We start from the raw sequence: 26,728 nt of genomic DNA, 5'->3' as shown, positions 1-26,728 counted from the left end.
CAGAGCGCCCCGGCCGGCGTGCCTCGATCGTATGTCGGGCCGCCCCGGTCCGTCACATCGCGGCGGACGCACGGTGCACGTGGCTCCGCGCGTGCGCGACCGCGCTCGGCAGGTCGTCGAAGAGGTGGTTGCGGTGACGCAGCGAGTCGATGACGCCGACACGGCGGGCGAGCTCCAGATGGCGGGCCTGGATGCCCTTCACGAGCACGGTCACTCCGCGGCGCTCGAGCGCCTGGACCAGCTCGGTGATCACCTGCGCGCCCGTCGCGTCGAGGATCTGGAGCTGCGACATCCGGATGATGACGACGTCGACGTCGCGCATGGCCCCGACGCGTTCGAGCATGCGCTCGGCCGCCCCGAAGAAGAGGGCGCCCTCGAGTCGGAACAGCCCGACGCGTTCGTCGCCGGGTTCGGCCGGCCCGGGCAGTTCCTCCCGGTGCACGCCGCTCGAGCGCGCGAGCGCGCGCAGCGCGAGGAAGGCGGCGACCGCGATGCCGACGAGCACCGCGGTGATGAGGTCCACGCTCACCGTGATGATCGCGGTCGCGACGAAGACGATCGCATCCGCGCGGGTCGAGCCGACGACCGAGCGGACGGTCGCGACGGAGATCATGCGCGTGGCGGTGACCATGAGGACGCCGGCGAGCGCCGCGAGCGGGATCGATGCGACGACGGACGCCCCGACGGCGACGATGCCGCCGAGCAGCACCGCGTGCACGATGGCCGAGAGCCTCGAGCGACCGCCCGTCCGCACGTTCACGGCGGTCCGGGCGATGGCGCCCGTGGCGGGCATGCCGCCGAACAGCGCAGAGGCGATCGAGGCGAGCCCCTGGCCGACGAGTTCGCGGTCGGCGTCGTAGGGCCCGGTGTCCGAGATGGACGCCGCGACCCGTGCCGAGAGGAGGGACTCGATCGCGGCGAGCGCCGCCACGGTCGCCGCGGGCAGCACGAGCGCGGCGAGCGTGTCGGGCGCGAACGAGGGCAGGGTCGGCGCGGGAAGCCCGCTCGGCAGCGCGCCGATGGTCGCGACCGGGATCCCGGCCAGCACGACGACGACGGTCACGACGAGGATCGCCACGATGGAGCCCGGCACGAGCGGGTGGATGCGCGGCGCGACGAGCATGATCGCGGCGACCGTCGCGACCACGGCGAGCGACCACGCGACATCCGGCCACGACGCGGCGAGCACGGCGTCGATCGCCCCGACCACCGCGTTCGCGCCCTCGGTAGCGGTCACGCCGACCGCCGCGGGGACCTGCTGCAGGAAGATGATGACCGCGATCCCGAGCGTGAAGCCCTCGATCACGGGCCACGGGATGAAGGTCACGGCCCGGCCGAGCCGCAGGATTCCCGCGACGAGCACCATCGCGCCCGCCAGCAGACCGACGACCGCGAGTGCGCCGAGGCCGTGCGCGGCGATGATCGGCGCCAGCACGACGACCATGGCGCCCGTGGGCCCGGAGACCTGCACGTTCGAGCCGCCGAAGACGGCCGCGACGACGCCGGCGACGATCGCGGTCACCAGCCCGCTCGCGGCGCCCGCGCCCGAACTCACGCCGAACGCGAGCGCGAGCGGGAGTGCCACGATCCCGACGGTGACGCCCGCGACGAGGTCGCCCTTCCAGCTGCGGCGGAGATCGCGGTAGTCCGCGGCGCCGGGCAGCAGCGAGCGGATGCCGCGTGCGGCGCGCTGCACGGCCGAGGCCGTGCCCGTCCCCGCGGCCGTCACGACCCTGCCGCCGCTCCGGTCGTCGGGCGCCCGTGCCCGTTCGACTCCGCAACGGATGCCTCCGGGGCATCCGTCGACGCGGCGACCGGGACCGGGATCGACGGCAGGCCCGCCTGCTCGACGAGTTGGCGCTCCGTGGCCTGCAGGATCTCGCCGAGGAGTGCGCGGGCGACGCGGAGGAGGTCGGCGACCTGCGGGTACGCCAGCCGGTACGACACCTGGTTGCCGCGGCGCTCGGCGGTCACGAGCCGGTAGTTGCGGAGCACCGCGAGGTGCTGCGAGAGGTGCGACGCCTCGAGCCCCGTGGCCTCGAGCAGCACGGAGACCGGTGTCTCGCCGTCGGCGCTCGCCGCGAGCACCTCGAGCACGCGAACCCGCAACGGGTGGGCGAGCCCCTTGAAGAGGTTGGCCTTGACCTCGTACAGCGGACGGCTGGCGTCGGTGAACACGCGAACTCCTCCGTGGATTGATGGATCCATCAATCCATTATGCGCCTGTCGCACATCACCCGGTCGCACGCCGGGCACCGCCCAGGCACTATGGTCGTGCCGACGGCGGTGGCGCGACCGCCGCGCTCCCGGATGTTCGCTGGAGGAGACCGTGACCGAGGCCCCCACCGCGCACGCGACGGCGGCGGCGACCCGCGAATCCCGGGACCGCACCGCGATCGCGATCATGGCCGTGGGAATCGCGGCGCTCGTCATCCGCGTGGCGGGGTTCCTGGCCCCGGGCGCCCTGCTCTGGACCCGCGAGAACGACGACGGCGTGATGTTCGCCGGGGCGATCTCGATGCTGCACGGGCTCCTCCCCTACGCCGACTTCGGGTACGTGCACCCGCCGGGCTCGCTCCTCCTCCTCGTGCCGTTCGCCGCGTGGGGCGAGGCCACGACCGAATCCGTCGGCCTCGCCGGAGCGCGGTTGCTCACCGCAGGGGTGGGCGCGCTGAACACGGTGCTCATCGGAATCCTGCTGCGCCGGCACGGCGTGCTCGCGATCCTCGTCGGAGCCGGCCTCTACGCCACCTGGGGCATGGCCGTCGCCACCGAGCGCACCTACCTGCTCGAGCCCTACCTCAACCTCGGCCTGCTCATCGCGCTGATCGTGGTGCTCCGCGGGCGACGTTCCGCGCCGATCGTCGCCGGCATCGCCCTCGGGGTCGCGCTCATGGTCAAGTACTGGGCCGTGATCGACGTGGTCCTCGTCGGCTGGATGATCTGGAGCCGGCTCGGACGCGGAGCGGTGCTCCGCTACCTCGCCGCGGGCGGCATCACGGTCGCGGCCATCGGCCTGCCCTTCCTCCTCACCGACCCGTCCGCCATGTGGCAGCTCACCGTCAGCGCGCAACTCGGGCGCGCGGGGAACGACGTCGACCTCGCCGAACGCGCGGACTACCTCTCCCCCTACTTCGCGTTCCCCGCGATCCGCGACGTCGTCCCGACCGCGGCATCTGCGGCCGGCGTCGTCGCCGCGCTCGTCATCGCCGCGTTCCCCCTCGTCGGCGCACTCGCACGTCGCGCTCGTCCGCGCGCCTGGCCGCCCGAGGCGTGGTGGGCGATCGCGGCCCTCGCCCACGCCGTCGTGCTCGCGGCATCCGGAGTCTCGTACTACCACTACGCGGTGTGGCTCATGGCGCCCCTCGCGCTCTGCCTCGGTGCGACCGTCGGCAGCATCCGGCGGACGCCCGCGCGACGGATCGTCGCGGGCGGTGCCCTCGCCGTCATCACGCTGATGGCCGTCGGCGATGTCGTCGTCATCGGCCCGCGGCCCGCGGCATCCGTCGTCGAGGACTGGGCCGCGGACCTCGAGTGCGTCGCCGGGATGCCGTCCCGGCTCGTCGTCGCCGACCACGTCGGGGCGAACCTCGACGCCGGCTGCACGATGGACGTCGACCCGATGAGCCTCGCACTGGTCATGCCGGACGCGCGATCGCTCACCCGCGAGCGCTTCCTCGATTCGGACGAGTGGCGCGACCGCTGGTGGTCCTACCTCGACGGCGCCGACGGCGCCGTGCTCGACCCGGAGGAGGTCGAGTGGCTCGACGACGAGCGCCGCGAGTCGTTCGAGCGCGAGTTCGAGGTGGTCGAGCGCATCGGCCGCCTCGAACTCTGGAGCCGCCGAGACCGCTGACCCGTCAGCCGGCCGGGGGTTTCGCGACGATGCCTGCGGCGAGTGCGGGCGCCGCATACGCGCGCGCGAGATCGGCCACGGTCGCGTGCGCGTTGAGCCCGCTCGGGTTCGGCACGACCCAGAGCTCGGCGCCCCCGATCGGTTCCTCCTGCCGTCCCGCCCGCGCCTTCGGGCGGTCGAACCCCTGCCGGTACGCAGTGAGTCCGACGACCGCGACGACGATCGGATGCCACCGCGCGACGTCCCGCTCGAGCCGCGCCGCACCCTCGCGGAGTTCGCTCCGGTCGAGTTCGTCAGCGCGAGCGGTGGCACGATGCACGAGGTTCGAGATCCCGATGCCGGCGTCGAGGAACATCCGGCGGTCCTCGTCGGTCATGCCGTTCGCGAAGTCGGGCAGGCGCGGGAGGATGCCCGCGGCGAGGAGCGCCGGGTAGAAGCGGTTGCCCGGGTGCGCGAAGTGCGTTCCCGTGGCAGCGGTCCAGAGCCCCGGATTGATGCCGACGAAGACGAGGCGCGGGTGCTCGGGCATCAGGTCGGCGACGCTCGCACCGCGGTACGACTCGAGTTCTGCACGCGTGAAGCCCACGGCGGATCCCCCTTCCATGGCTGCACGCGCAGCATACTGGGCGGGCGCGCGGACCGGTGCGGGACCTTCGCGCCGGTCAGGCGCGGAGACCGGGTGCAGCCTCGGCTCGTCGACGCACGGCACGGAGCATCCGCCGCGTCGCGGCTCGGTGCAGGCCGAGCCCCATGAGCACGGCGCGGTAGACGGCGCCGCGCCGGCCGGGGAAGATCGCCCGGGTCTCGGCGCGGAGGAGACTCCGCTCCCGCCCGAGCGGATCGATGCGGAACGTGAGCTCGTAGTCCGAGAACCGGTGCCTGCCGGCGAGCGACAGGCGCTGTGGCGGCGTTGCCGCGACGACGTGGAAGCCGGGAACCACGGCACCGAGCTCGGGTACGACGCGGTCGTCCGCCGTGACGTCCTCCGCGCCGAGCAGGCGGGCGAACGCTGCGGATGTCGCGTGCGCGACGACCTCGGCGAGCGCCTGCCACACGACGTCGCGACCGGCCGCCACCTCGTCGACATGCTCGTCCACGTGCGGGAGCGGATCGACCACGCCGGCCTGCCTGAGGTGCGCGACGAGGTGCGTCGTGACTCGCAGCCGATGCAGCGTGTCGGGTGCGATCCAGCGCGCATCGGCGGCGTCGTCGCCCGCGGCAAGGACGCCGTCGACGACGGTTGCGGCGAAGTCGTGGATGTCGAACTCCCGCCCGTCCCCCGTCGGCAGCCGGAGGCGCCACAGTTCGCGCCCGACGGCCACGCGCAGCCCGGTCTCCTCGAGCACCTCGCGGGCCGCGGCATCCTCGAACGACTCCCCCGGCTCGAGACGACCGCCCGGCACCGTCCACCGGTCGCGCTGCGGCGGCGCCCCGCGCCGGACGAGCAGCACACGACCGGCCTCGTCGGTGATCACGGCGCCCACCGCCGGGACGATCTCCATGGCTTCACGATAGGGCGGTGGCGTCGGCCTCATGCGGCTCGAATGCGGAAGTCCCGGCAGATCGCGATCTGCCGGGACTTCCATCGGTCGGGCTGACAGGATTTGAACCTGCGACCCCTTGACCCCCAGTCAAGTGCGCTACCAAGCTGCGCCACAGCCCGATGCCCTCAGCGTCTCCGTCGAAGGCAACTCGACCATCATAGCCGCATCCGGAGGGGTGCTCGTGCACGCGGGCGGGGCAGCGGCGAGCCGGCGAGGCGGCGTCCGCCTGCGTCAACCGAATCCGGGCGCGCCTCAGATGTGCCGCCGCACCGCGGCCATGAACCCGTCGACGTCGTCGACCCAGATCCGCACCTCGTCGACGACCTGCGCGCCGCCTTTCGCCCCCGCGCCCGGCAGGCGCACGCGTGTCGGCCGTTCCAGCTCGATGGCGACGGCGGTCTCGTGCTGCATCCGGAGCGACAGCGTGCGCGTGCCGTCCGTCTCGGTGATCTTCGGCGTCTTCGGCTCGTCGACGCGCGTGGCGCGGGCGACGGACGCGATGTCGTCCCAGGCGAGCAGGAGTCGGTCTCGAGGCCCTCGCGCACCCTGATCCCCTCGGGGCCGACGGTGTGCGGCCGCATGAGGTACGCGGCGAGGAGCCCGAACATCCACGTGAGGCCCCAGATGCCGACGATGAGCACGACGATCCGGACGACCGGCCAGCGGTGCACGATGAGGTCGAGGATCGGGATCTCGACGGCTGAGAGCACGATGAAGATCCACAGGATCGTGATGACGGGAGCGTGGTAACCGAATCCGGTGGCGCCGGGCGCGATGGCAGGCCGACGGGCGATGAGGCGCCCGATGCTCGCGTAGATGCGCAGTTCGAGCTGCAGGGCGCGCAGGGCGACGCCGCCGATGCGGCGGGCGACGGATGGCGCGGGCGCGCGATCGACGTCGGCGGTCACCGCTCGACCCCGGCTCGCGCTGCGGTCCGGCCCGCCTCCGCCGTCTCGACGAGGTCGCGCAGCCGGTCGGCGACCGCGTCGACGCCGCGCAGGAACGCGTCGCGGTCCGCGGGTGCGACGGCACCGAGCAGCGTGTCGGAGAGCTCGGCGTGGTCGCGCTGCATCTCGTGCATCAGTTCGGCGGCCGACGGCGTCAACGAGACGAGCACGGCACGCCGATCGCCGGGGTACGGCTCGCGCCGGACGTATCCGGACGCCTCCAGCGCGTCGACGAGCCCCGTGATGTTGCGCGGGCTCACCTCGAGACGCGTGGCCAGCGCGTGCTGGCTGGACGGCCCCGAGTGGACGAGGTCCCAGAGCACGCGGGTGCGTGCCGGGGTGAGCGAGCTGCCCCCGAATTCTCGGGCGAGGTCGCGCTGGAAGAGGTCGCTGATCTCGAGGAGTCGATCGAGCACGGTCACCGGAGCATCCATATCATGATGGTACTTCACTATCACCCTGATGCACGATTCTGGGCCGGACCGCGGCCGCGTGCCATCCGCTCGCCCCGATGCGCCACGCATAGTCTGGCGGGATGGCGATGTCCAAGCCCGGTCCCCTGCTCGCCTGGTTCTACCGCGCGCCGTCGGCACTGTATCGAGCACGCCTGGGCTGGATCATGGGCGGCCGTTTCCTCATGCTGACGGCCGTCGGCCGCGCGTCCGGGATCGCACGGCGCACCGTGCTCGAGGTCGTCAGGCGCGAGGGCGCCGCGGCGCCATCCGCTCCCCCCACGCTCTGGGTGGTCGCAAGTCGCGGACCGAAGACGGACTGGTGGCGGAATGCGACCGCGAACCCGGAGGTTCGCGTCGACTGGCGATCACGGCGGTTCGACGCACTGGCGGTCGACCTCGACGAGGAGGCCCGCGCGGACCTGCTCGCCGACTACCAGCGCAGGTACCCGCGCGCCGCGGCCATGCTCGGAAAGGCGGCGCTCGGCGAGGCGTTCACGGCGGACCCCGACGACCTCCGCGTGCTCGCGCAGGACCTCCGTGCCCTGCGCCTCGACCCGAAGCCGGTGTGACGGATGTCACCGAAGCGCGTTAGCGTCGCCCCATGAGCGATGCTGCGACCCCTGCCGACGCTGCTGCCGCATCGGAGGCGGCTGCCCCGAGCCTGCGCGTGGTGCCGGCATCGACGGTGCCGTTCGCCGATGTCGAAGCCGTGTTCGGCACGCGCGGCGACCCGGCGACCTGCTGGTGCCAGTGGTACAAGCTGCGCGGCTCCCAGTGGGAGTCCGCAACGCGCGACGAACTCCGGAGCCGCCTCGCGGAGCAACTGGCCGCCCCCGGCACCGGGCCGGGCCTCATCGCGTACGACGGCGAGACCCCCGTCGGCTGGTGCGCGGTCGAGCCGCGAAACGGGCTCGAGCGGCTCCGCCACAGTCCGGTCGCGTCGGCCTCACCCGACGACGACTTCGACGACCCGAAGATCTGGGCCGTCACCTGCTTCGTCGTGCCGCGCGCGCACCGACGACGCGGCGTCGCCCGCGCGCTCGCGGCGGCGGCCGTCGAGACCGCGCGCGAGCACGGTGCGACCCTGCTCGAGGGCTACGCGGTCGATCCGTCGGCGCGCACCAGGCCGCCCGCCGCCGACCTCTTCCCGGGCACCGTGTCGATGTTCGAGGCCGCAGGATTCAGCGAGGTGGCGCGGCCCAAGCCGCACCGGGTGGTCATGCAGCATCCGCTCGGCTGAGCACCCGCACGCGGCCTTCCCGATCGTTAGTGCGGCCGGTGCGAGTGCCAGGCCGACGCGGCCTTCCCCAGTTCGTCCGCCGCGTCCGAGAGCTTCGCGAGGTGCGCGGCGGCGCGGGCGTCGGCGTCGGCGGCGAGGTGGTGCAGCACCTCGGCCGGATCGCCCGCGTGCGCGGCATGGGCGGCGGCCCGCCGCAGGTGCTCGGCGAAGAGCAGTTCGTCGCGATGGTCGCCGAGCACGTCGTGGATGTCGTCGCCGGCGTCGGCGAGGGCACGCGCTCGTGCGCCGAACGCCTCGACGGGCGGCTCGGTGACCGCCTCCGCGGCATAGCGAAGGCGACGGGACGCCTTGCGGAGGTCGTGCAGCTCCTCGAGCGAGGGCTCGGCGGGCAGCCGGCTCGCGCGTCGCGCGGCCCGCCCCGCCTCACGGTCGAGCAGCTTCCCGAGCTCGGCGGTGGCGTCGCGCGCCGCCCGCTCCGTGAACGGCGGCGCGCCGAGCACCCGGTCCAGCTCCTCGAGCCGCTCGACGGCCCGCGGCAGCCGCTGGCGCTCCACGAACCGCGCGTGCGCGCGGTCGTGAGCGGCCTGCTCGTCATCGATCAGAATCCCGCGGATCCGGTCGCGCTCGGCCGCTGAGGTGAACCTGCCCGCCTCGTCGGCGTCGACGAGTGCCGATTCCGCGACCTGGACGCGCACCTCGAGGTCGCGCACCGTGCCGAGTTCGTGCCCGAGCTCGCGCAGTCGTCGGCGGAGCCCGGTGACGACCGCATCGTCGAGCACTGCGCCGTACGCGGCGAGCACGCTGCGCAATCGCCGGACGTTCGTGCGCAGCTGGTGCAGCGCGTCGGGCTCGTCGGCGAGCGCTGCCGGAAGGAACGCGTGGAACCGGTCGCGGACCGCGACGAGCGCGGCGACGAGCGCCGTGCCCGCATCGGCACCGGCATCGACCGCGTCGGGCACGTCTCCGGACTCCACGCGACCATCGTCCGGCGTGGCCCCGTCGCGCGTCAACGGCACGACGCCCCTTCCACTCGAAGCGTCCGGCGCGCGAGGATGGCCGCATGCAGGGACTGCCGTCCGCGAGCCCGCCGCTGCCCGGCCGCGTCGTCGTCGAGCAGCGCTGGCGCGATCTCGTCTTCCTGCACTGGCGCGTGGACCCTGCGCTCGTCGAACCGCATCTCCCGCCGGGCGTCCGCCCCGACCTGCTCGACGGCGCCACCTGGGTGGGCCTCATCCCGTTCGTCCTCGCCGACACGCGATTCCCGCCGCTCCCGCCGATGCACCGCCTCGGCACGTTCGTCGAGGTGAACGTGCGGCTCTACTCGGTCGACCACGACGGCAACCGCGGGGTGGTCTTCCGCACCCTCGAGGCGGGGCGCCTGCTCCCGGTGATCGCGGCTCGGGTCGCATTCGGTCTGCCCTACCACTGGGCCGGCTCGCGCGTCGTCCACACCGTCGATGCCTCCGGCCACGAGCTCGATTTCCGGAGCCGCCGGCACGGTCCCGGCGGTCCGTCGACTCGCATCCGCGCGCGCCTCGGCGCGCCCCTGCCGTCGGACGCGCCCGACGTGGCACTCGCGCACTACCTCACCGCGCGATGGGGCTTCCACGAGCAGCACCTCGGCCGGACGATGTGGGCACGGAACACGCATGACCCGTGGCCCCTGCGTCGCGCCGAACTCCTCGAGATCGACGACGAACTGCTCGCGGCGTCGGGCTTCGGGGACCTCGCGGCGCGCCCGCCCGACTCGGTGCTCGCCTCCTCAGGCGTGGCGACGGCGTTCAGCCGGCCACGGACGATCGAGGCGCCGGCGTGGCGTCTCCAGCCCGTCACACGCCGTCGACCCGCACCCGCTTGATCCTCGCGGTGTGCCCGCGCACGATCTCGACGTCGGCTCGGCGCACCCCGTAGTGCGCGGCCAGTGCCGCGACGACGCCCGCGTTGGCCGCGCCGTCGACCGCGCGCTCGCGCACGTGCACGGTGGCGGATGCCGCGGGGTCGGCGGGCGTCGCCTCGACCAGGGGTCCCCGACGGCTGCCCGGCTTCACGCGCACGGTCAGTTCCATCGCGATCCGTTCCGTCGAGGCATCCGCTCGGCTCGGCCGACCAATCGCGCTACGGGCGCTGGCGACGCTCGCGAACGCGCATGTTGAGCTGGATCGGCGTGCCGACGAAGCCGTAGATCTCGCGCAGGCGCCGCTGGATGAACCGGCGGTAGCCGGGGTCGAGGAACCCGGTCGTGAACAGCACGAAGGTCGGCGGCCGCGTCGCGGCCTGCGTGCCGAACAGGATGCGCGGCTGCTTGCCGCCCCGGAGCGGGTGCGGGTGCGCCTGCACGAGCTCGGTGAGGAAGGCGTTGAACTTGCCCGTCGGGATGCGCGTGTCCCACGACTCGAGGGCGGTCTCGAGGGCGGGGACGAGCTTCTCGAGGTGACGTCCGGTCTTCGCCGAGATGTTGACTCGCGGCGCCCACTGCACATGGTGGAGGTCCTGCTCGATCTCGCGCTCGAGGTAGCGGCGACGGTCGTCGTCGAGGAGGTCCCACTTGTTGTACGCGAGCACGAGCGCGCGGCCCGACTCGAGCACGAGGTCGATGATGCGCACGTCCTGCTCGGAGATCGGCTGCGAGACGTCGAGCAGCACCACCGCCACTTCGGCCTTCTCGAGGGCGGCCTGCGTGCGCAGCGACGCGTAGAAGTCGGCGCCCTGCTGCAGGTGCACGCGGCGGCGGATTCCGGCGGTGTCGACGAAGCGCCAGATCTTGCCGCCGAGCTCGATCTGCTCGTCGACCGGGTCGCGCGTGGTGCCGGCGAGGTCGTTCACGACGACGCGCTCCTCGCGGGCGGCCTTGTTCAGCAGGCTCGACTTGCCCACGTTCGGGCGGCCGAGGATCGCGACGCGACGCGGACCGCCGAACTCGTCCTTCGCGACGGCGGAGACCTGCGGGAGGACCTTGAAGACCTCGTCGAGCAGGTCGGCGACGCCGCGGCCGTGCAGAGCGGAGACGGGGTAGGGCTCGCCGAGGCCGAGGTTCCAGAGCGCGGCCGCCTCGGGCTCCTGGCGGGCGTCGTCGACCTTGTTGGCGACGAGGAAGACGGGCTTCTTCGTCTTGCGGAGCAGCCGCACGACGTGCTCGTCGGTCGCGGTCGCGCCGACCGTGGCGTCGACCACGAAGAGCACGACGTCGGACAGGTCGATCGCGACCTCGGCCTGAGCGGCGACGGACGCGTCGATGCCCTTCGCGTCGGGCTCCCATCCGCCGGTGTCGACGAGCGTGAAGCGTCGGTCGAGCCACTCCCCCTTGTACGACACGCGGTCGCGGGTGACGCCGGGGGTGTCCTCGACGACCGCCTCGCGGCGACCGAGGATGCGGTTGACGAGTGCCGACTTGCCGACGTTCGGTCGACCGACGATCGCGATGACCGGAAGCGCCGGGAGGTACCGGATGCCCTCTTCGCCCTCGTCGGCGAGCTCGAGGAGGTCGAGGTCCTCGTCCTCGAGGTCGTAGTCCTCGAGACCCGATCGGAGGGCGGCGGCGCGCTGCTCGGCGAGCTCGTCGTCGGTGGCGGCGAGGCGCTCGGCGAGGTCGTCGTCGGTGGCGTCGAACTCGTCGTCGCGATCGGTCATGGCAACTCCTGGGTGGTCTCGGGGTCGCGCGCGCGAGCGCACAACCTGTCTATTCAACCAGTTCGAACCTGAGCGTCCCGGATGACGGCGAGCACCGCCTCCACGGTCTCGTCGAAGTCGAGGTCGGTCGAGTCGACCGTCACGACGCCATCCGCGGCGTTCATGAAGTCGACGACCTTCGAATCGGCGGCGTCGCGCGCACGGAGCTGCTGACCGGTGGCCGCCGCCGAGTGGCCGACGAGCTCGGCCGAGCGACGCGCCATCCGCACCTCCTCCGAGGCGGTGAGCAGGATGCGGGCCGGCGCGTCGGGCGCGACCACGGTCGTGATGTCGCGACCCTCGACGACGATCCCACCGCGCCGCTCGGCGGCCATGATGGCGCGGAACAGCTCGATGAGGTGGGTGCGCACCTCCGGCACGCGGGCGACCAGACTCACCACGCCCGAGATCCCGGGCTCCCGGATCGCCTGCGTCACGTCGGTCGACCCCACATGAACGGCGTACCCGGTCGGGTCGGTGCCGATCCGGTAGTCGAACGAATCCAGGCAGGAGACGACGGATGCCGCGTCCGCCGTGTCGACGCCGGACGCCGCGGCGTGCCAGGCGAGTGCCCGGTACGCGGCCCCCGTGTCGAGGAAGCCCCAACCGAGACGGCGCGCGACCTCCTTCGAGACGCTCGACTTGCCGCTGCCGGCGGGTCCGTCGACGGCGACGACGAACGGGTGGACGGGGTCGTGCGGCATGGTCATCCTGCGATCCGCCAGCCGCGCGCGGCCAGCTCGGTGGTCAGTCGGTCGGCCGCCTCGGGCACGACCTGCACCTCGGCGAGGCCGACCTGGCGGCCGGGTGAATGCTCGAGGCGGAGGTCTTCGAGGTTCACGCCGATCTCGCCGATCTCGGCGAGGAGGCGTGCGAGCTGCCCGGGACGGTCGTCGATCATCAAGACGATCGTCGTGAAGCGCTTGTCGGTGCCGTGCTTGCCCGGCAGCCGGGCCACGCCCGTGTTGCCGCCGGTGAGCTCCTCCGCGACGCGCCGCCGCGCGCCCGGTGCGGCAGGGTCCGCCAGTGCATCGATGAACCGGTCCAGGTCGTCGCGGTAGGCCATGAGGATGTCGCGCACAGGTGACGCGTTGGCGCCGAGGATCTGCACCCAGAGGTCGGGGTCGCTCGCAGCGACCCGCGTGACGTCGCGCACGCCCTGCCCGGCGAGGCCGAGCGCCGCGTTCGGCGCGTCGAGGAAGCGGCGCGCCATGATGCTCGAGACCACCTGCGGAACGTGCGAGATGAGCGCGACGCCCGCGTCGTGCTCCTCGGGCGTCATCTCGACGAGCGTCGCCCCGAGGTCGAGGATGAGGTCGTCGATCGCGCTCGCGCGCCGGTAGCTGATCTCGTCGTGCGCAGCGACCACCCACGGGCGGCCGGCGAAGAGGTCGGCACGAGCCGCGAGCGGTCCACCGCGTTCGCGGCCCGCGAGCGGGTGCGACCCGATGTACCGCGACACGTCGGCGCCCGCGGCCTCGAGCTCGGCGAGGATCCCGGACTTCACGCTCGCGACATCCGTCACGATCGCCTCGGGGAACGCGGCGAGCTCGGCCGCGACGACGATGGCCGTGACATCCGGGGGCACTGCGACCACGACGAGCTGCGGCGCATCGTCGGGCTGCGCGGGCCGGCCGGCGCCGAGGTCGACGGCGATCGCGACGTGCGTGGGCGACGCGTCCGCGAGGATCACCTCGATGCCGCGCGTTCGGAGTCCGAGCGCGACGCTCGTGCCGAGCAGCCCGGCACCGACGACCCGCACCGGTCCGATGAGCCGTGACTCGACCACCTACTCGTTCCCCTTCCGCCCGGCGTCCGCCGCGCGCACGATGGTGAGCAGCTGGCCGAGTTCGACTCTAGTCAACTCGCGCACCGCGCCCGACTTCAGGGTGCCGAGATGCAGCGGCCCGAACTGGCGTCGCACGAGCTCGACCACCGGATGGCCGACGGCCTCGAGCATGCGCCGCACGATCCGGTTGCGACCCGAGTGCAGCGTGACCTCGACCATCGTGTGCCGCTGGTCGCCCTGCGCCTGCAGGATCTTCGCGCGATCGGCGCGGATGGGACCGTCCTCGAGCTCGACGCCGCGCTTCAGGCGCTGGAGGGTCTGCGGCGTCATCCGCCCGGCCACCTTGGCGATGTAGGTCTTCTCGACGCCGAACGACGGGTGCGCGAGCACGTGCGCGAGCTCGCCGTCGTTGGTGAGCAGCAGCAGCCCGCTGGTGTCGCCGTCGAGGCGGCCGACGTTGAACACGCGGACCTCGAGCGGGTCCGTGAATCGTCGGAGGTCGGGCCGGCCCTGCTCGTCGCGCATGGTCGAGACGACGCCGCGCGGCTTGTTCAGCATGAAGTAGCGCTTGTCCTGATCGAGCTGCACGGCGACCCCGTCGACCGAGACCCGGTCTGCGAGCGGGTCGATGCGCGTGCCGAGCTCGGTCACGACCCGGCCGTTCACCTCGATACGCCCCTCGACGATCATGTTCTCGACGACGCGACGGCTCGCGACGCCGGCGGCGGCGAGCGCCTTCTGCAGCCGGACACCCTCGGCCGGGCCGGCCTGGCCGCCCGGACGGTCAGACGAGGTCACGTTCGAATCCCTCCTGGCCGCCGTCGAGGAGCGGCGAGATCGGCGGCAGGTCGTCGAGCGATGCGATGCCGAGGTTCGTGAGCAGCAGGTCGGTGGTGCCGTACAGGATCGCACCGGTCTCATCGTCGGTGTCGACCTCGGTGATGAGGCCGCGACCGTAGAGTGTGCGCACGACCGAGTCGACGTTCACCGCCCGGATCGACGCGATCGACGACCGTGAGATCGGCTGCTTGTAGGCGATGACGGCGAGCGTCTCGAGCGCGGCCTGCGAGAGCTTGGTCGAGGTCTGCGCGAGCACGGCGTCGGTGATCAGCGCGTCGTACTCGGTGCGCGCATAGAAGCGCCAGCCGCCACCCACCTCGCGCAGTTCGAAGGCGCGACGGATGCCTCCGGGCGCAGCCTGCCCACCGGTGTCCGTTCGCGGCTCCCCCGACGGCGCCCCGCCGTCGTAGTCCGCGACGAGGCGCGCGATGGACGCCTTCACCTCGGCGGTCGGACGCGCGACCGCGGCCGCGAGGTGGACGAGTCCCTGCGGCTCGTCGGCGATGAACAGCAGCGCCTCGATCGCTCGATCGAGGTCGAGGCGGGCTTGCCCGGGCACATCCAACGGGGTCGCGACCGAGACCTCCGGAGCGGTGTCGGATGCGCCGTCGGCGTCGGGCGCGGCATCCGTCGGCGGCTCGGTCGTCAGGCCGCTCTCGTCGCGTCGGCCCGAGGCCCCCGTCAGCGACTCGTCGCCGGCCGGCACCGCGGCATCCGCTTCGCTCGTCTCATTCGTCATAGTCGGCTCCCAGGCTGTCCAGTCGGTCGTCGGACCAGTTCTCGTTCGCCGCCCAGCGCAGCGTCAGCTCCCCCAGCGGTTCGAGCTGCTCGAATCCGATCGCGTTGTGCCGGTAGAGCTCGAGCACGGCGAGGAACCGTGCCACGACGACCCCGGGCCGGTCGACGCCCGCGATGAGTCGCCGGAACGTGACCGGCTCGCCGCGGCGCAGCACCGCGACGACGTGCGCCGCCTGCTCGCGGATCGACACGAGCGGCGCGTGCAGGTGGTCCAGCCCCACGGTGGGCAGTTCGCGTGGCGTAAGCGCGAGCGTCGCGAGCGCGGCGAAGTCGGCCGGCCCGAGCGTCCACCGCAGCTCGGGCGTGCGCTGGCGGAACCGCTCCTCGAGCTTCACCGTGCGCGCATGCCGCGACGACTCGAGCTCGATGCGGCCGCCGAACCAGCGTGCCGCCTCCTTGAACGCCCGGTACTGCAGCAGGCGGGCGAAGAGCAGGTCGCGCGCCTCGAGCAGTGCGACGTCCTCGGCGTCGACCAGCTCGCCCTGCGGGAGGAGCCCGGCGACCTTGAGGTCGAGCAGCGTCGCGGCCACGACGAGGAACTCGCTCGCCCGATCGAGGTCCTCGTCGGTCTCGATGCCGCGGAGGTAGGCGATGAACTCGTCGGTCACCGCGGAGAGCGAGACCTCGGTGATGTCGAGTTCGTGCTTGGCGATGAGGGAGAGCAGCAGGTCGAACGGACCCTCGAAGTTCGTCAGCGCGACGCGGAACCGGGCTTCGGCGACGGGCGAGCCCGCGCCACCGGCCGCATCGGCGGCACTCGGATCGGGCGCGTCGGGCGCGCCGCCGGCCTCGCCCGCCGGACCGATCGTCGCCGCCCTCGGCTCAGGCGACCGCGCCACGGTCGACCAGCTCCCTCGCGAGCTGACGGTACGCCCGCGAGGCGGGATGCTCGGGCGCGAACTCCGTGATCGGCGTCGCGGCGACCGTCGCATCCGGGAACTTCACGGTGCGCGTGATGACGGTCTCGAGCACCCGGTCGTCGAACGCGTCGACGACCCGTTCGAGCACCTCGCGCGAGTGAAGCGTGCGCGCGTCGTACATCGTCGCGAGGATGCCGTCGAGGGTGATCGCCGGGTTCAGCCGGTCGCGCACCTTGTCGATGGTCTCGATGAGCAGCGCCACACCGCGGAGCGCGAAGTACTCGCATTCGAGCGGGATGACCACCCCGTGGCTCGCCGTGAGCGCATTCACGGTCAGCAGGCCGAGCGACGGCTGGCAGTCGATGAGGATCACGTCGTAGTCGGACGAGACCTTGCGGAGCACGCTCGCGAGGATCTGCTCGCGGGCGACCTCGGTGACGAGATGCACTTCGGCGGCCGACAGGTCGATGTTGGCCGGGATCACGTCGAGCCCCTCGACCGCGGTCCGCTGGATGGCATCGGCCGGGGCGACACCCCGGGAGAGCAGCAGGTCGTAGATCGTGGGCACCTCGTGCGTCGGCACTCCGAGGCCCGCCGACAGCGCGCCCTGCGGGTCGAAGTCGACCGCCAGCACGCGGCGGCCGTACTCGGCGAGCGCAGCGCCGAGGTTGATCGTCGTCGTGGTCTTGCCGACGCCGCCCTTCTGGTTGCAGAGGGCGATGATCCGCGCGGGGCCGTGGGAACGCAGCGGCTCGGGCTCGGGGAACTCGCGGACGGGGCGACCGGTGGGACCGAGGTCCGACGACTCCAGCGTGGCGGTGCCGTCCGCCGGGTCGTGTTCGTAGGTCACGGTGCGGCTCTCTCTCCCCGTCGATTCCGGAATGCTTGGTCGATTCTAACGAGCACGAGGGTGGGCGACCGTGTACATCTCACGGAGTGTATCGGCCGTGACCAGCGTGTAGATCTGCGTGGTGGAGACGGACGCGTGCCCCAGCAGCTCCTGGACGACGCGCACGTCGGCGCCGCCGGCGAGCAGGTGCGTCGCGAACGAGTGCCGCAGCGTGTGCGGTGAGACGGATGCCGCGACCCCGGCGCGCTCCGCGGCATCCTGCAGCACCTGCCAGACGGCCTGGCGCGACATCCGCCTGCCGCGGACGCCGAGGAAGAGTGCCGGCGTCGCGCTCCCCCGGGCCGAGAGCACCGGGCGGGAACGGACGAGGTACGCGTCGAGCGCGGCCCTCGCGTAACTGCCGACGGGAACGATCCGCTCGGTGCCGCCCTTGCCGAAGAGCCGCACGACCTCCTCGTCGACGAGGTCGTCGACGTTGAGCCCCGTGGCCTCGGAGACGCGGGCGCCGGTCGCGTAGAGCAGTTCGAGGAGCGCGGTGTCGCGCAGGGCGGTCACCTCGTCGCCGACGCCGGCCGCCTCGATGATCGACGCGACCTCCTCGACCGGGATCGCCTTCGGCAGCCGCATCGGCAGCTTGGGCGGGCGGAGGTCCTTGGCCGGGTCGGTCGGCGTGCGCCCCTCCTCCGCGAGGAACCGGTGCAGACCCCGGACGGCGGAGAGCACGCGGGCGATCGACGAGACGGCGAGCGTGGGCTCGCGCTCGGCGCCGAGGTAGCGGACGAACGCCGGCAGGTCGGCGTCGGTGACGGCCTCGGGTCGGGCGATGCCCGCGCGGTCCAACCAGTCGGCGTAGATCGCGAGGTCGCGCCGATACGAGGCGAGGCTGTTGCGCGCGAGTCCCCGTTCCACGGTGAGATGCCGCAGGTAGTCGTCGACCGCGCGCGAGTTCACCCGGCGTCCGGCCTGTGGTTCGGGTGTGCGGGCCACGGCGCGTCGGCGGGGCCGAGCGTCGACCACGCACGGGCGCGTGCGGCCACCGCAGCGAGCACGCCGACGGTGAGCGAGGGGTTGCCGACCCGGCGAGCGAGGACGGCGTCGACGCAGTCGTCGAGCGCCACCCAGCGCAGCTCCATGTCCGCCTCCTCGTCCTCGCGCGCGTGCGCCTCCGGCGCCGCCGCGAGTCCGCGGGCGAGGAAGATGCGGATCGCCTCGTCGCTGCCGCCCGGCGTCGTGAAGTAATCGGCCAGCACGGCCCAGTCGGATGCCACGAGGTCGGCCTCCTCGGCGAGCTCGCGCCTGGCCGCCTCGACGAGCGGTTCGTGCGCGACGTCGAGCAGGCCCGCCGGGATCTCCCAGTCGCGGGCGCGCACCGGCTGCCGGTGCTGCTTGATGAGCAGAACGCGGTCGTCGTCGTCGAGCGCGAGGATCGCGACCGCCCCGGGGTGCGCCACGTACTCGCGGACGATGCGGGTCCGGTCGGGGCCGTAGACGAGCGTGTCGCGGCGCACGTCCCAGATGCGACCCTCGAACACGGTCTCGCGTTGGAGGACCGGCAGGTCGACGTACTCGTCGGCCGGCAGGGCCGCGGTCGGATCGGCGCTGCGGTCCGCCGGCCCGCCGACCTCGCCCGTCACGTCAGGCGTCCTCGACGTCGTCGAACAGCAGGCTCGCCTTCCGGCGTTCGAGCGCCGCGCCGACGAGGCCGCGGAACAGCGGGTGCGCATCGTTCGGCCGGCTCCGGAGCTCGGGGTGCGCCTGCGTGGCGACGTAGAACGGGTGCACGTCGCGCGGGAGCTCGACGAACTCGACGAGGTGACGGCTCGGCGACATGCCGGAGAAGGTGAGGCCGGCCTCGGCGATGCGATCGCGGTACGCGTTGTTCACCTCGTACCGGTGACGGTGCCGCTCGGACACCTCCGTTGCGCCGTACAGCTCGGCGACGATGGAGCCCTCGTCGAGCGCGGCCGGGTAGAGGCCGAGGCGCATGGTGCCGCCGAGGTCGCCGCCGGCGATGATCTCGACCTGCTCCTCCATGGTCGCGATGACCGGGTACTCGGTGTCCGGGTCGAACTCGCTCGAGGACGCGCCGGGGAGCCCGGCGACGTTCCGGGAGTACTCGATCACCATGCACTGCAGGCCGAGGCAGAGGCCGAGCGTCGGGATGCCGTTCTCACGCGCGAAGTGCAGCGCGCCGAGCTTGCCCTCGATGCCGCGCACGCCGAAGCCGCCCGGCACGCAGATGCCGTCGAGGTGCGACAGCTTCTCCTTCGCGCCCTCCGGGGTACGGCACTCATCGGACGGGATCCATTCGATGTTGACCTTCGTGTCGTTGGCGAACCCGCCGGCGCGGAGCGCCTCGGTGACCGAGAGGTAGGCGTCGGGGAGGTCGATGTACTTGCCCACGAGGCCGATCGTCACCTCGTGCGCCGGGTCGTGCACGACGCGCAGCAGGTCGGCCCACCCGGACCAGTCGACGTCGGCGGCCTTGTCGTCGAGCCCGAGCGCCTCGATCAGGTACGCGTCGAGGCCCTGCTCGTGGAGCATGGTCGGGATGTCGTAGATCGACGGAACGTCGACGGCGTTGACCACGGCGGCCTCGTCGACGTCGCACATGAGCGCGATCTTGCGCTTGTTCGCCTCGGTGACCGGTCGGTCGCTGCGCAGCACCAGCGCGTCGGGCTGGATGCCGATCGAACGGAGCGCGGCGACCGAGTGCTGCGTCGGCTTGGTCTTCTGTTCGCCCGAGGCGCCCATGAACGGCACGAGCGAGACGTGCACGAAGAACACGTTCTTACGGCCGAGTTCGTGGCGCACCTGGCGCGCGGACTCGATGAACGGCTGCGACTCGATGTCGCCGACCGTGCCGCCGATCTCGGTGATGATGACGTCGGGCTTCGGCGTCTCGGTCGCCTGCAGGCGCATGCGGCGCTTGATCTCGTCGGTGATGTGCGGGATCACCTGCACCGTGTCGCCGAGGTACTCGCCGCGACGCTCCTTGGCGATGACGGTCGAGTAGATCTGCCCCGTCGTGACGTTCGCCGCCTGCGAGAGGTCGATGTCGAGGAACCGCTCGTAGTGGCCGATGTCGAGGTCGGTCTCGGCGCCGTCGTCGGTGACGAAGACCTCGCCGTGCTGGAACGGGTTCATGGTGCCCGGGTCGACGTTGAGGTACGGGTCGAGCTTCTGCATCACCACCCGCAGACCCCGAGCCGTGAGCAGGTTGCCGAGGCTTGCCGCCGTCAGGCCCTTGCCCAAAGAGGAAACGACACCACCAGTCACGAAGATGTGCTTGGTCGTGCCGTTCGAGTTGTCTGCGCCGCGATCATCCACCACGGGCTTGTAGTCTATCCGACTCCCGGCTGTGAATGGCCCGAACCTCTTCCGAGTACCCGTGACGGATGCCGCGGGCGGCGCGATCGCGGGCGAGTTCGGAGTGGATCCCGGGGCGAGGATCTCCCACCGCCGGGCGTGTCGCCGGGCGGCGACGCGGTCAGGCGGCGTGACCCTCGGCGATCTCGAGCAGTTCGCGCGCGTGGGCGAGCCCGGACTCGGAATCGGCGAGCCCCGACAGCAGGCGCGCCATCTCCGCCTCGCGTTCGACGCCCGCCAACTGGCGCACGCTCGATGCGGTGACGCGACCGTCGGTGCCCTTCACGACGCTGAGATGGTTCGACGCGAACGCCGCGACCTGGGCGAGGTGGGTGACGACGATCACCTGGGAGCGCTCGGCGAGTCGCGCGAGGCGGCGGCCGATCTCGATGGCGGCGGCGCCGCCGACACCCGCGTCGATCTCGTCGAAGACGAACGTCGGCACGGGATCTGCGCCGGCGATGACGACCTCGATGGCGAGCATCACGCGCGAGAGCTCCCCGCCGGAGGCCCCCTTCGCGACGGGACGCGGCTCGGCCCCGGGGTGCGGGCGCAGCCGGATCGCGACCCGGTCGCGTCCGTGCGAGGTCGGCTCGGCGAGGGGCTCGACCTCGACGGCGAGTTCGGCGTCGGGCATCGCGAGGGCGGCGAGTTCGGCCGTGACCGCGGCGGCGAGACGGGATGCTGCCTCGGTGCGCAGTGCGCTGATCCGGCCGGCCAACTCGTCGACCTCCTCGGCGCGTCGCTCGACCGCCCGCTCGAGGCGTTCGATCCGTTCGTCGTCGCCGTCGAGCTCGACCAGTCGGAGACCGCCGTCGTGCCGGAATGCGATCGCGTCCTCGAGCGTGCCGTGCCGGCGCACCAGGCTCGCGAGCACGGCGCGCCGCTCCTGCACCGCCTCGAGCTCCGCCGCGCCGTCGGCATCGAGGCCGGCGAGGTAGCCGGAGAGCTCGGTGGCCGCATCGGCGAGCGCGAACCCGGCGCTCGCGACAGCCTCCGCGATGGGCGCGAGGGCGGGGTCGTGTGCGACGACGCGGTCGACGTGACGCCGCGCGGACTCGACGAGCGTGATCGCGTCGGGCGTGTCGTCACCGGCGACCTCGGCCGAGATGAGCTCCCGGGCCTGAGCCGCGGCGAGACGCAGGTCCTCGAGGTTGGTGAGCCGGTCGGCGCGTTCCTGCAGTGCGTCGTCTTCACCCGGTCGCGGGTCGGCGGCCTCGACTTCGTCGAGCGCGACGCGCAGCTCCTCCGCCTCACGGAGCCGCTCGTCGTGGTGCTCTCGAAGTGATCGGAGCTCGTCGGCCTCGGCACGCCAGGCGCGGTAGGCGTCGCGGTACGCGTCGAGCACGTCGGCGAGATCGGTCCCCGCGAATCGGTCGAGCGCCTCGCGCTGCGCCGTCGCCGAACGGAGTCGCTGCTGGTCTGCCTGACCGTGCACGACGACGAGGTGGTCGGCGAGCTCCGCGAGCACGCCCACCGGGGCGCTACGGCCGCCGACGATCGCCCGGCTCCGACCCTCGGCGGACACCGAGCGGCCGAGGAGCAGCTCTCCCGCGTCGATCTCGCCGCCCGCATCGGCGACGCGCTCGGCCACCGCCGCGGAGTCGGCGAGCAGCCATCGGCCCTCGACCCACGCCTGCTTCGCGCCCGAGCGGACCGTGCCGGCGTCGGATCGGGCCCCGAGCAGGAGCCCGAGCGCCGTGACGACCATGGTCTTGCCGGCGCCGGTCTCGCCCGTGACGGCGGTGAAGCCGGGACCGAGCGGCAGGGTTGCGTCGGCGATGACCCCGAGATCACGGATTCCGAGTTCCTCAATCACCGGCGACGGGCCCCTTCCAGCCCGTGACGGGCAGCTGGAACTTGTTCACGAGTCGGTCGGTGAACGGTGCCTGGTGCAGCCGCGCCAGGCGGACGGGTACCGACGAGCGACGGACGATGACCCGCGCGCCCGGCGGCAGTTCGAACATCCGCCGGCCGTCGCACCAGATCACGGCCGTCGCCTCCGTCCGCTGCAGCACCTCCACGGCGAGGGAGGAGTCGGGGCCGACGACGAGTGGGCGCGCGAACAGCGCGTGCGCGCTCAGCGGAACGAGCAGGAGCGCCTCGACCGCGGGCCAGACGACCGGTCCGCCCGCCGAGAACGAGTAGGCCGTGGAACCGGTCGGCGTCGACATCACCACCCCGTCGCAGCCGAACGACGAGAGGGGGCGTCGGTCGACCTCGATGACGACCTCGAGCATGCGCTCGCGTTCGGCCTTCTCGACGGTCGCCTCGTTCAGCGCCCAGCCCTCGTAGACCACCTCCTCGCCGACCTTCGCCCGCACGGAGAGCGTCATGCGCTCCTCCACCGTGTAGTCGCGCGCGAGGGCGCGACCGACGGTGTAGCCGAGGTCGTCGCGCTCGCTCTCGGCGAGGAACCCCACGTGACCGAGGTTCACACCGAGGAGCGGGACCGGATGATCGCGCGTCAACTCCGCGGCGCGGAGGATCGTTCCGTCGCCGCCGAGGACGATGACGAGCTCGATGTGCTTCGGCGAGACCTCCTCGAAACGCTTGACCATGCCCTCGAGTTCGGGGAGCGCGGTCATGACGTCGTGCCACTGCTCCGCGGCGACCACCGGCACAGCTCCGGCAGCGACCAGCTGACCGCACACGTCGGCGGTCGCTTCGAGCGCCGATGACCGACCGGTGTGGGAGACCACGAGGAAATGCCGTGCATCGCTCACGCCGTGACGCCTCCCGTCGCTGCTCGGACCTGACTGGACCATTCTGACGGATCCGCGCCGCGCGTCGGGCTGAGCAGGACGACGACCTCGCGGTTGCCGTGGGTACCGGCGATCGGGGAGGACAGGACGCCCGCCGTTCGCAGGCCGAGGTCGTGGGCCGCCCACAGCACGTTCATCACCGCATCGCCCCGCGCCGCGGGATCGCGCACGACCCCCTCGCGCGTTCCGCTCCGCCCGACCTCGAACTGCGGCTTCACGAGCAGCACGAACTCGGCGTCGGGCGAGGCCGTCGCGTGCAGGGCCGGCAGCACGGTCGTCAGCGAGATGAACGACAGGTCGGCGGTGACGAGCGCGGGTCGCTCGTCGACACCGGTGAGTCGGGCGAGCGCCGCCGCGTCGAGGTGTCGGACGTTGCAGCCCTCCACGAGGACGAGACCTGGACGGCCGTGGAGTTCGGCCGCGAGCTGATCGTGCCCGACGTCGACCGCGAGCACGGTCGCAGCGCCGCGCTCGAGCAGCACCTGCGTGAACCCGCCGGTCGAGGCGCCCGCATCGAGCACGACACGGCCCGCGGGGTCCACACCGAACGCGTCGAGGGCCGCGATGAGCTTGTGTGCGGCACGGCTGACGTAGTGGTCGGCGGCGGCGACCTCGATCACCGCGTCCTCCGCCACGCGATGCGCGGCCTTCGTGACGGGTTCTCCGTCGACACGCACCGCACCGTCGGCGATCAACGTCGCCGCATGCGTGCGGGACCGCGCGAGCCCTCGCGCCGCCAGCGCCGCGTCCAGTCGCCGGGTGGTCACCGATCAGCCCGCGGAACGCGCCGGATCGGAACGCTCGAGCTCGCGTCTGAGCCGCTCGGCCATCGCGTCGAACCCGGCGGCGCGTTCCTCGAGCGGCGACGCCTCGACGGACGAGAGGGCATCGGCGGCAGCCGCCGCGAGATCCTCCGGCATCCCCACCGGGTCGTCAGCGTCGAAGTCTCCAGTGCTCACACGTCAACGCTACCCGGTGCGGCCGTCAACACGACCCGACCCGGCGCGCGCCGAGGCGAAGCCACCGGGGCCTCGCGCACGATCAGCGGTAGAGCCGCTCCGGCACCTCGAGCCCGTGGATCGCCGTCCCGCTCTCCCAGATCGCGGTGCACGCGGCGCGCAGCAGGTCGAGCGCGTCCTCGCCGTCCCGTTCGATGACGACGCGGCGGCCGTCCACGCGCACCTCCGCACCGCGGACGCGGACGCCGCCGCGGCGACGCTCGACCTCCGGGTACGGCTCGTGCAGCTCGCGGAGATCGGCGAGGATGAAGTCCGGGCGGCTCGCGGCATCCGCTGCCAGCACCTGCTTCGCGCGGTCGATGCCCGTCAGCACGACGACCGATGCGATGCCGGCCCGATTGGCTCCGCGGATGTCGGTGTCGAGCCGGTCGCCGATCATGAGCGGTCGCTCCGCTCCGAAGCGCTCGCGGGCCTCGTCGAAGATCGGCGTCTCGGGCTTGCCCGCCACCTCCGGGAATCGCCCCGCCGCGGTGTGCACCGCGGAGACGAGCGTGCCGTTGCCGGGAGCGATGCCGCGCTCGACCGGGATGGTCCAGTCCATGTTCGTCGCGATCCAGGGGATGCCGCCGGGCTCCCCCGGCCCGCCGTGCGCGTTCAGCGCGAACGCGGCCTCGGCGAGCTCGCGCCAACCGACGTCGGGGTGGAACCCCTGCATGACGGCGTCGGGAGCGTCATCGGCGGAGCGGGTGACACGGTAGCCGGCGCGTTCGAGCTCGACGACGATGCCGTCGCCGCCGACGACGAGCACGAGTGCGCCGGGGGCGACGGATGCCGCGAGCAGCCGCATCGCGGCCTGGGGCGAGGTCACGACGTCGCGAGGAGCGGGCGACAGCCCGAGCGATGCGAGATGCGCCGCGACCTGCTCGTCGCTGCGCGAGGCGTTGTTCGTGATGTAGGCGACCGGGAGCGCGGCGGCGACCCGGTTCAGGCTCTCGACCGCGTGCGGGATCGCGCGGGGTCCGGTGTAGACGACGCCGTCGAGGTCCGCGAAGACCGCGTCCACGCCGTCGAGCGGCGTCGAGGCGGTGCGACGCGAGGCGAAGAGTGGACTCATGCCCGGTCGGGCCGGGGATCTGCGACCGGCTCATCCTCGAGGTCCGCGGTCTCGGCGAGGATCGCGGCTACCTCGGGCTCGATCGCGTCGGCCGGGTCCTGCTCGGCCTCGGGGTCGGCCTCCACGCTCTCGGCCGGCGCCGCGCCGTCGTCGATTACGACCGGCTCCTCGTCGACATCGAGTTCGAACACCTCGATGAGATCCGGACGGGCGCCCTCGAGGGCCGCCTCGGCCCGCTCGGAGAGTGCACGCCAGTGCGCAGCATCCGTGTCACGACCGAGCTCATCGAGGACCTCCGCGTACGCGGAGAACAGCGCGGGACTGTACGAGAAGGCGCGGTTCGGATCGAGCTGCGGCACCTCGAGCTCCGCGAGGGCCAGTTCGGGCTGTTCGAGGTCGAGGCGCGCCCCGGACATCGCGATCGCGAGCGCGGCCTGGACCGCGGGCGGAAGCGAGGAGCGTTCGACGGAACGGCCGAGCTCGAGGGCCCGGTCCGGGCGTCCGACACCGCGCTCGCTGTCGACCATGAGCGCGATCTGGTCGTCGCTGCCCGAGATCCGACGGTATGTGCGGAGCTCGCGGAGCGCGAGCGCGAAGTCGCCCGTCGCATACGCGGTGATCGCGAGCGTCTCCCGCACGACGGCGACACGGCCCGCACGTCGGGAAGCGGACAGCGCATGCCGGTGCGCGAGCGCGGGGTCGTCCTCGAACGCCTCGGCAGCAGCGACGAGGTGACGCGCGACCCACTCCGCGTTCTCCTTGGAGAGCGTCTTCAGCTCGGCACGAGCGGCCGAGTCGAGATCCCTCGGCGTGATGCGCTCGGCGATCGGCGGGTCGTCGTGGCGCGGACGGACGGAGAGCTCGGCCGCGCCGTGCACGGCCTGACGCGGAGCATGCTCGCGATCCGACGAGCGCTGGGCCGGACGGCCGGCGACTCGACCGTGCGAGCGATGCTCACGCGAACCTCCGGTGCGATCCGAACGGCGGTCGTCCCGGCCGGGGCGCTCGTCGCGCGACCCGTAGCGGCGCTCACCGGTGCCACGCGGCGTGAACTTCCGTTCTCCGCCACGATCATCCCGGGAGCCGTACTTCCGGTCGCCACGGTCGTCACGCGACCCGTACGAACGCTGACCGCCACGATCATCACGCGACCCGTACTTCCGGTCACCCCGATCATCACGCGACCCGTACGAACGCTGACCGCCACGATCATCACGCGACCCGTACTTCCGGTCACCACGGTCGTCACGCGACCCGTACGAACGCTGACCGCCACGATCATCACGCGACCCGTACTTCCGGTCACCGCGATCGTCACGCGATCTGGAGGGGCGGCCTGCATCCTGGCCGGCCGCCGAACGGCCACTGCCCGACCGATCGCCCTGTCCCGAGCGCCCTCCGCGGCGTTCGTCGTCTCGGCCCTTCCGGCGATCGCCGGGTTCCTGCGTGGAGTCGCTCACGGGTGCTTCCTGTCGTCCTGCCTGGGAGTCCTGCGGACTCAACCGTACTCTCGGGCACGCTGCGAGCGGCCCGTTAACGAAGAATGGCCACCCGCCAGCATTCGCTGTTGAATGCTGTGGGTGGCCACTCTGCAATGAATGTCCGGCGGTGTCCTACTCTCCCACAGGGTCGCCCCTGCAGTACCATCGGCGCTGCGAGTCTTAGCTTCCGGGTTC

28 protein-coding genes, 1 tRNA gene and 1 rRNA gene are annotated in these 26,728 nt (G+C 72.4%); 4 read left to right on the top strand and 26 right to left on the bottom strand.

Translation table 11 applies throughout. The features are described from left to right. Positions 1–52 precede the first annotated feature (52 nt). On the bottom strand, positions 53–1,729 hold the full coding sequence (locus ACIQH8_RS10120; protein WP_400997997.1) for a SulP family inorganic anion transporter: 1,677 nt from the start codon (positions 1,727–1,729) through the stop codon (positions 53–55). Beyond that, positions 1,726–2,178, bottom strand: coding sequence for an ArsR/SmtB family transcription factor (locus ACIQH8_RS10115; protein ID WP_400997994.1), 453 nt, complete (start codon positions 2,176–2,178; stop codon positions 1,726–1,728). Before ACIQH8_RS10115 ends, ACIQH8_RS10120 begins: the two co-directional genes overlap by 4 nt. A 151-nt stretch (positions 2,179–2,329) precedes the next feature. Between ACIQH8_RS10115 and ACIQH8_RS10110 the strand changes: the two genes are divergently transcribed. Continuing rightward, positions 2,330–3,856 carry an ArnT family glycosyltransferase gene (locus tag ACIQH8_RS10110; protein ID WP_400997991.1) on the top strand — a complete coding sequence of 509 codons (1,527 nt, stop codon included), beginning with the start codon at positions 2,330–2,332 and terminating at the stop codon, positions 3,854–3,856. A 4-nt stretch (positions 3,857–3,860) separates the two neighbouring features. Here ACIQH8_RS10110 and ACIQH8_RS10105 read toward each other — a convergent pair whose 3' ends face one another. The 5 genes from ACIQH8_RS10105 to ACIQH8_RS10085 all read right to left on the bottom strand — a co-directional run bounded on the left by ACIQH8_RS10105 (position 3,861) and on the right by ACIQH8_RS10085 (position 6,781). Next, positions 3,861–4,442, bottom strand: coding sequence for a mismatch-specific DNA-glycosylase (locus ACIQH8_RS10105; RefSeq protein ID WP_400999778.1), 582 nt, complete (start codon positions 4,440–4,442; stop codon positions 3,861–3,863). Positions 4,443–4,518: 76 nt separating this feature from the next. Beyond that, complete coding sequence (locus tag ACIQH8_RS10100; RefSeq protein WP_400997988.1) at positions 4,519–5,358, bottom strand: NUDIX hydrolase; 840 nt, start codon at positions 5,356–5,358, stop codon at positions 4,519–4,521. Between the two features lie 87 nt (positions 5,359–5,445). After that, positions 5,446–5,519 (bottom strand) — tRNA-Pro (locus ACIQH8_RS10095). Positions 5,520–5,652: 133 nt separating this feature from the next. Beyond that, a complete protein-coding gene (locus tag ACIQH8_RS10090; RefSeq protein ID WP_400997985.1) occupies positions 5,653–5,811 on the bottom strand; it encodes a hypothetical protein in 159 nt (52 codons plus the stop codon). Between the two features lie 493 nt (positions 5,812–6,304). Continuing rightward, a complete protein-coding gene (locus ACIQH8_RS10085; RefSeq protein ID WP_400997982.1) occupies positions 6,305–6,781 on the bottom strand; it encodes a MarR family winged helix-turn-helix transcriptional regulator in 477 nt (158 codons plus the stop codon). A 101-nt stretch (positions 6,782–6,882) separates the two neighbouring features. Between ACIQH8_RS10085 and ACIQH8_RS10080 the strand changes: the two genes are divergently transcribed. Beyond that, positions 6,883–7,371 carry a nitroreductase family deazaflavin-dependent oxidoreductase gene (locus ACIQH8_RS10080; protein ID WP_400997979.1) on the top strand — a complete coding sequence of 163 codons (489 nt, stop codon included), beginning with the start codon at positions 6,883–6,885 and terminating at the stop codon, positions 7,369–7,371. Positions 7,372–7,403: 32 nt separating this feature from the next. Continuing rightward, positions 7,404–8,042, top strand: coding sequence for a GNAT family N-acetyltransferase (locus ACIQH8_RS10075; protein WP_400997976.1), 639 nt, complete (start codon positions 7,404–7,406; stop codon positions 8,040–8,042). A 26-nt stretch (positions 8,043–8,068) separates the two neighbouring features. On the opposite strand, the gene ACIQH8_RS10070 is transcribed toward ACIQH8_RS10075, so the two are convergent. Further along, positions 8,069–9,016: a CHAD domain-containing protein gene (locus tag ACIQH8_RS10070; RefSeq protein WP_400997973.1), complete on the bottom strand. Its 948-nt coding sequence runs from the start codon at positions 9,014–9,016 to the stop codon at positions 8,069–8,071. Between the two features lie 86 nt (positions 9,017–9,102). Between ACIQH8_RS10070 and ACIQH8_RS10065 the strand changes: the two genes are divergently transcribed. After that, positions 9,103–9,900 carry a YqjF family protein gene (locus ACIQH8_RS10065; protein WP_400997970.1) on the top strand — a complete coding sequence of 266 codons (798 nt, stop codon included), beginning with the start codon at positions 9,103–9,105 and terminating at the stop codon, positions 9,898–9,900. On the opposite strand, the gene ACIQH8_RS10060 is transcribed toward ACIQH8_RS10065, so the two are convergent. The 18 genes from ACIQH8_RS10060 to rrf form a co-directional block, all read right to left on the bottom strand. Then, positions 9,872–10,108 carry a DUF167 domain-containing protein gene (locus ACIQH8_RS10060; RefSeq protein ID WP_400997967.1) on the bottom strand — a complete coding sequence of 79 codons (237 nt, stop codon included), beginning with the start codon at positions 10,106–10,108 and terminating at the stop codon, positions 9,872–9,874. The genes ACIQH8_RS10065 and ACIQH8_RS10060 overlap by 29 nt on opposite strands. A gap of 49 nt (positions 10,109–10,157) precedes the next feature. Then, positions 10,158–11,669: a ribosome biogenesis GTPase Der gene (gene der, locus ACIQH8_RS10055; RefSeq protein WP_400997964.1), complete on the bottom strand. Its 1,512-nt coding sequence runs from the start codon at positions 11,667–11,669 to the stop codon at positions 10,158–10,160. A 53-nt stretch (positions 11,670–11,722) separates the two neighbouring features. Beyond that, positions 11,723–12,418: a (d)CMP kinase gene (gene cmk / locus ACIQH8_RS10050; RefSeq protein WP_400997962.1), complete on the bottom strand. Its 696-nt coding sequence runs from the start codon at positions 12,416–12,418 to the stop codon at positions 11,723–11,725. Next, on the bottom strand, positions 12,415–13,497 hold the full coding sequence (locus tag ACIQH8_RS10045; protein ID WP_400997959.1) for a prephenate dehydrogenase: 1,083 nt from the start codon (positions 13,495–13,497) through the stop codon (positions 12,415–12,417). The genes cmk and ACIQH8_RS10045 overlap by 4 nt, the downstream gene beginning before the upstream one ends. After that, entirely contained in the window at positions 13,498–14,295 is a 798-nt protein-coding gene (locus tag ACIQH8_RS10040) for a pseudouridine synthase (protein ID WP_400997957.1), read from the bottom strand. After that, a complete protein-coding gene (locus ACIQH8_RS10035) occupies positions 14,282–14,986 on the bottom strand; it encodes an SMC-Scp complex subunit ScpB (protein WP_400999776.1) in 705 nt (234 codons plus the stop codon). The genes ACIQH8_RS10040 and ACIQH8_RS10035 overlap by 14 nt, the downstream gene beginning before the upstream one ends. Before the next feature lie 79 nt (positions 14,987–15,065). Continuing rightward, the gene (locus ACIQH8_RS10030; protein ID WP_400997954.1) at positions 15,066–15,974 is read right to left on the bottom strand and encodes a segregation and condensation protein A; all 909 of its coding nucleotides are present in this window, start codon (positions 15,972–15,974) and stop codon (positions 15,066–15,068) included. Beyond that, positions 15,958–16,845, bottom strand: coding sequence for a ParA family protein (locus ACIQH8_RS10025; protein WP_400997952.1), 888 nt, complete (start codon positions 16,843–16,845; stop codon positions 15,958–15,960). The genes ACIQH8_RS10030 and ACIQH8_RS10025 overlap by 17 nt, the downstream gene beginning before the upstream one ends. Before the next feature lie 45 nt (positions 16,846–16,890). Next, positions 16,891–17,796, bottom strand: a complete 906-nt coding sequence (gene xerD / locus ACIQH8_RS10020; protein WP_400997949.1) for a site-specific tyrosine recombinase XerD — start codon at positions 17,794–17,796, stop codon at positions 16,891–16,893. Further along, on the bottom strand, positions 17,793–18,479 hold the full coding sequence (locus tag ACIQH8_RS10015) for an NUDIX domain-containing protein (RefSeq protein ID WP_400997947.1): 687 nt from the start codon (positions 18,477–18,479) through the stop codon (positions 17,793–17,795). The genes xerD and ACIQH8_RS10015 overlap by 4 nt, the downstream gene beginning before the upstream one ends. Before the next feature lies 1 nt (position 18,480). Further along, positions 18,481–20,175: a CTP synthase gene (locus ACIQH8_RS10010; RefSeq protein WP_400999774.1), complete on the bottom strand. Its 1,695-nt coding sequence runs from the start codon at positions 20,173–20,175 to the stop codon at positions 18,481–18,483. 160 nt (positions 20,176–20,335) lie between these two features. Next, positions 20,336–22,033, bottom strand: a complete 1,698-nt coding sequence (gene recN / locus ACIQH8_RS10005; RefSeq protein ID WP_400997944.1) for a DNA repair protein RecN — start codon at positions 22,031–22,033, stop codon at positions 20,336–20,338. Next, positions 22,026–22,982 carry an NAD kinase gene (locus ACIQH8_RS10000; protein ID WP_400997942.1) on the bottom strand — a complete coding sequence of 319 codons (957 nt, stop codon included), beginning with the start codon at positions 22,980–22,982 and terminating at the stop codon, positions 22,026–22,028. Before ACIQH8_RS10000 ends, recN begins: the two co-directional genes overlap by 8 nt. Further along, positions 22,937–23,746, bottom strand: a complete 810-nt coding sequence (locus ACIQH8_RS09995) for a TlyA family RNA methyltransferase (RefSeq protein WP_400997939.1) — start codon at positions 23,744–23,746, stop codon at positions 22,937–22,939. Before ACIQH8_RS09995 ends, ACIQH8_RS10000 begins: the two co-directional genes overlap by 46 nt. A gap of 3 nt (positions 23,747–23,749) precedes the next feature. Next, complete coding sequence (locus ACIQH8_RS09990; RefSeq protein WP_400997936.1) at positions 23,750–23,938, bottom strand: hypothetical protein; 189 nt, start codon at positions 23,936–23,938, stop codon at positions 23,750–23,752. Between the two features lie 82 nt (positions 23,939–24,020). Continuing rightward, entirely contained in the window at positions 24,021–25,052 is a 1,032-nt protein-coding gene (locus tag ACIQH8_RS09985) for an HAD-IIA family hydrolase (RefSeq protein ID WP_400997935.1), read from the bottom strand. Next, entirely contained in the window at positions 25,049–25,930 is an 882-nt protein-coding gene (locus tag ACIQH8_RS09980; protein ID WP_400997932.1) for a hypothetical protein, read from the bottom strand. Before ACIQH8_RS09980 ends, ACIQH8_RS09985 begins: the two co-directional genes overlap by 4 nt. Before the next feature lie 722 nt (positions 25,931–26,652). Next, a 5S ribosomal RNA gene (gene rrf, locus ACIQH8_RS09975) occupies positions 26,653–26,728 on the bottom strand; the annotation flags it as partial.

Origin of the sequence: Agromyces sp. GXQ0307 (genome assembly GCF_044769845.1) — a bacterium.
Classification (GTDB): Bacteria; Actinomycetota; Actinomycetes; order Actinomycetales; family Microbacteriaceae; genus Agromyces.
The sequence above is the reverse complement of the archived record's forward strand: the minus strand, read 5'-3'. Positions and strand labels throughout refer to the sequence as shown.

What these genes read in the sequence shown, in the direction of transcription:
- ACIQH8_RS10100 (WP_400997988.1), bottom strand. Translation starts at nt 5,358, where the DNA reads ATGGAGATCGTCCCGGCGGTGGGCGCCGTGATCACCGACGAGGCCGGT.
- ACIQH8_RS10090 (WP_400997985.1), bottom strand. Translation starts at nt 5,811, where the DNA reads ATGCAGCACGAGACCGCCGTCGCCATCGAGCTGGAACGGCCGACACGC.
- ACIQH8_RS10085 (WP_400997982.1), bottom strand. Translation starts at nt 6,781, where the DNA reads ATGGATGCTCCGGTGACCGTGCTCGATCGACTCCTCGAGATCAGCGAC.
- ACIQH8_RS10080 (WP_400997979.1), top strand. Translation starts at nt 6,883, where the DNA reads ATGGCGATGTCCAAGCCCGGTCCCCTGCTCGCCTGGTTCTACCGCGCG.
- ACIQH8_RS10075 (WP_400997976.1), top strand. Translation starts at nt 7,404, where the DNA reads ATGAGCGATGCTGCGACCCCTGCCGACGCTGCTGCCGCATCGGAGGCG.
- ACIQH8_RS10065 (WP_400997970.1), top strand. Translation starts at nt 9,103, where the DNA reads ATGCAGGGACTGCCGTCCGCGAGCCCGCCGCTGCCCGGCCGCGTCGTC.
- ACIQH8_RS10060 (WP_400997967.1), bottom strand. Translation starts at nt 10,108, where the DNA reads ATGGAACTGACCGTGCGCGTGAAGCCGGGCAGCCGTCGGGGACCCCTG.
- der (WP_400997964.1), bottom strand. Translation starts at nt 11,669, where the DNA reads ATGACCGATCGCGACGACGAGTTCGACGCCACCGACGACGACCTCGCC.
- cmk (WP_400997962.1), bottom strand. Translation starts at nt 12,418, where the DNA reads ATGACCATGCCGCACGACCCCGTCCACCCGTTCGTCGTCGCCGTCGAC.
- ACIQH8_RS10000 (WP_400997942.1), bottom strand. Translation starts at nt 22,982, where the DNA reads ATGGTCCAGTCAGGTCCGAGCAGCGACGGGAGGCGTCACGGCGTGAGC.
- ACIQH8_RS09985 (WP_400997935.1), bottom strand. Translation starts at nt 25,052, where the DNA reads ATGAGTCCACTCTTCGCCTCGCGTCGCACCGCCTCGACGCCGCTCGAC.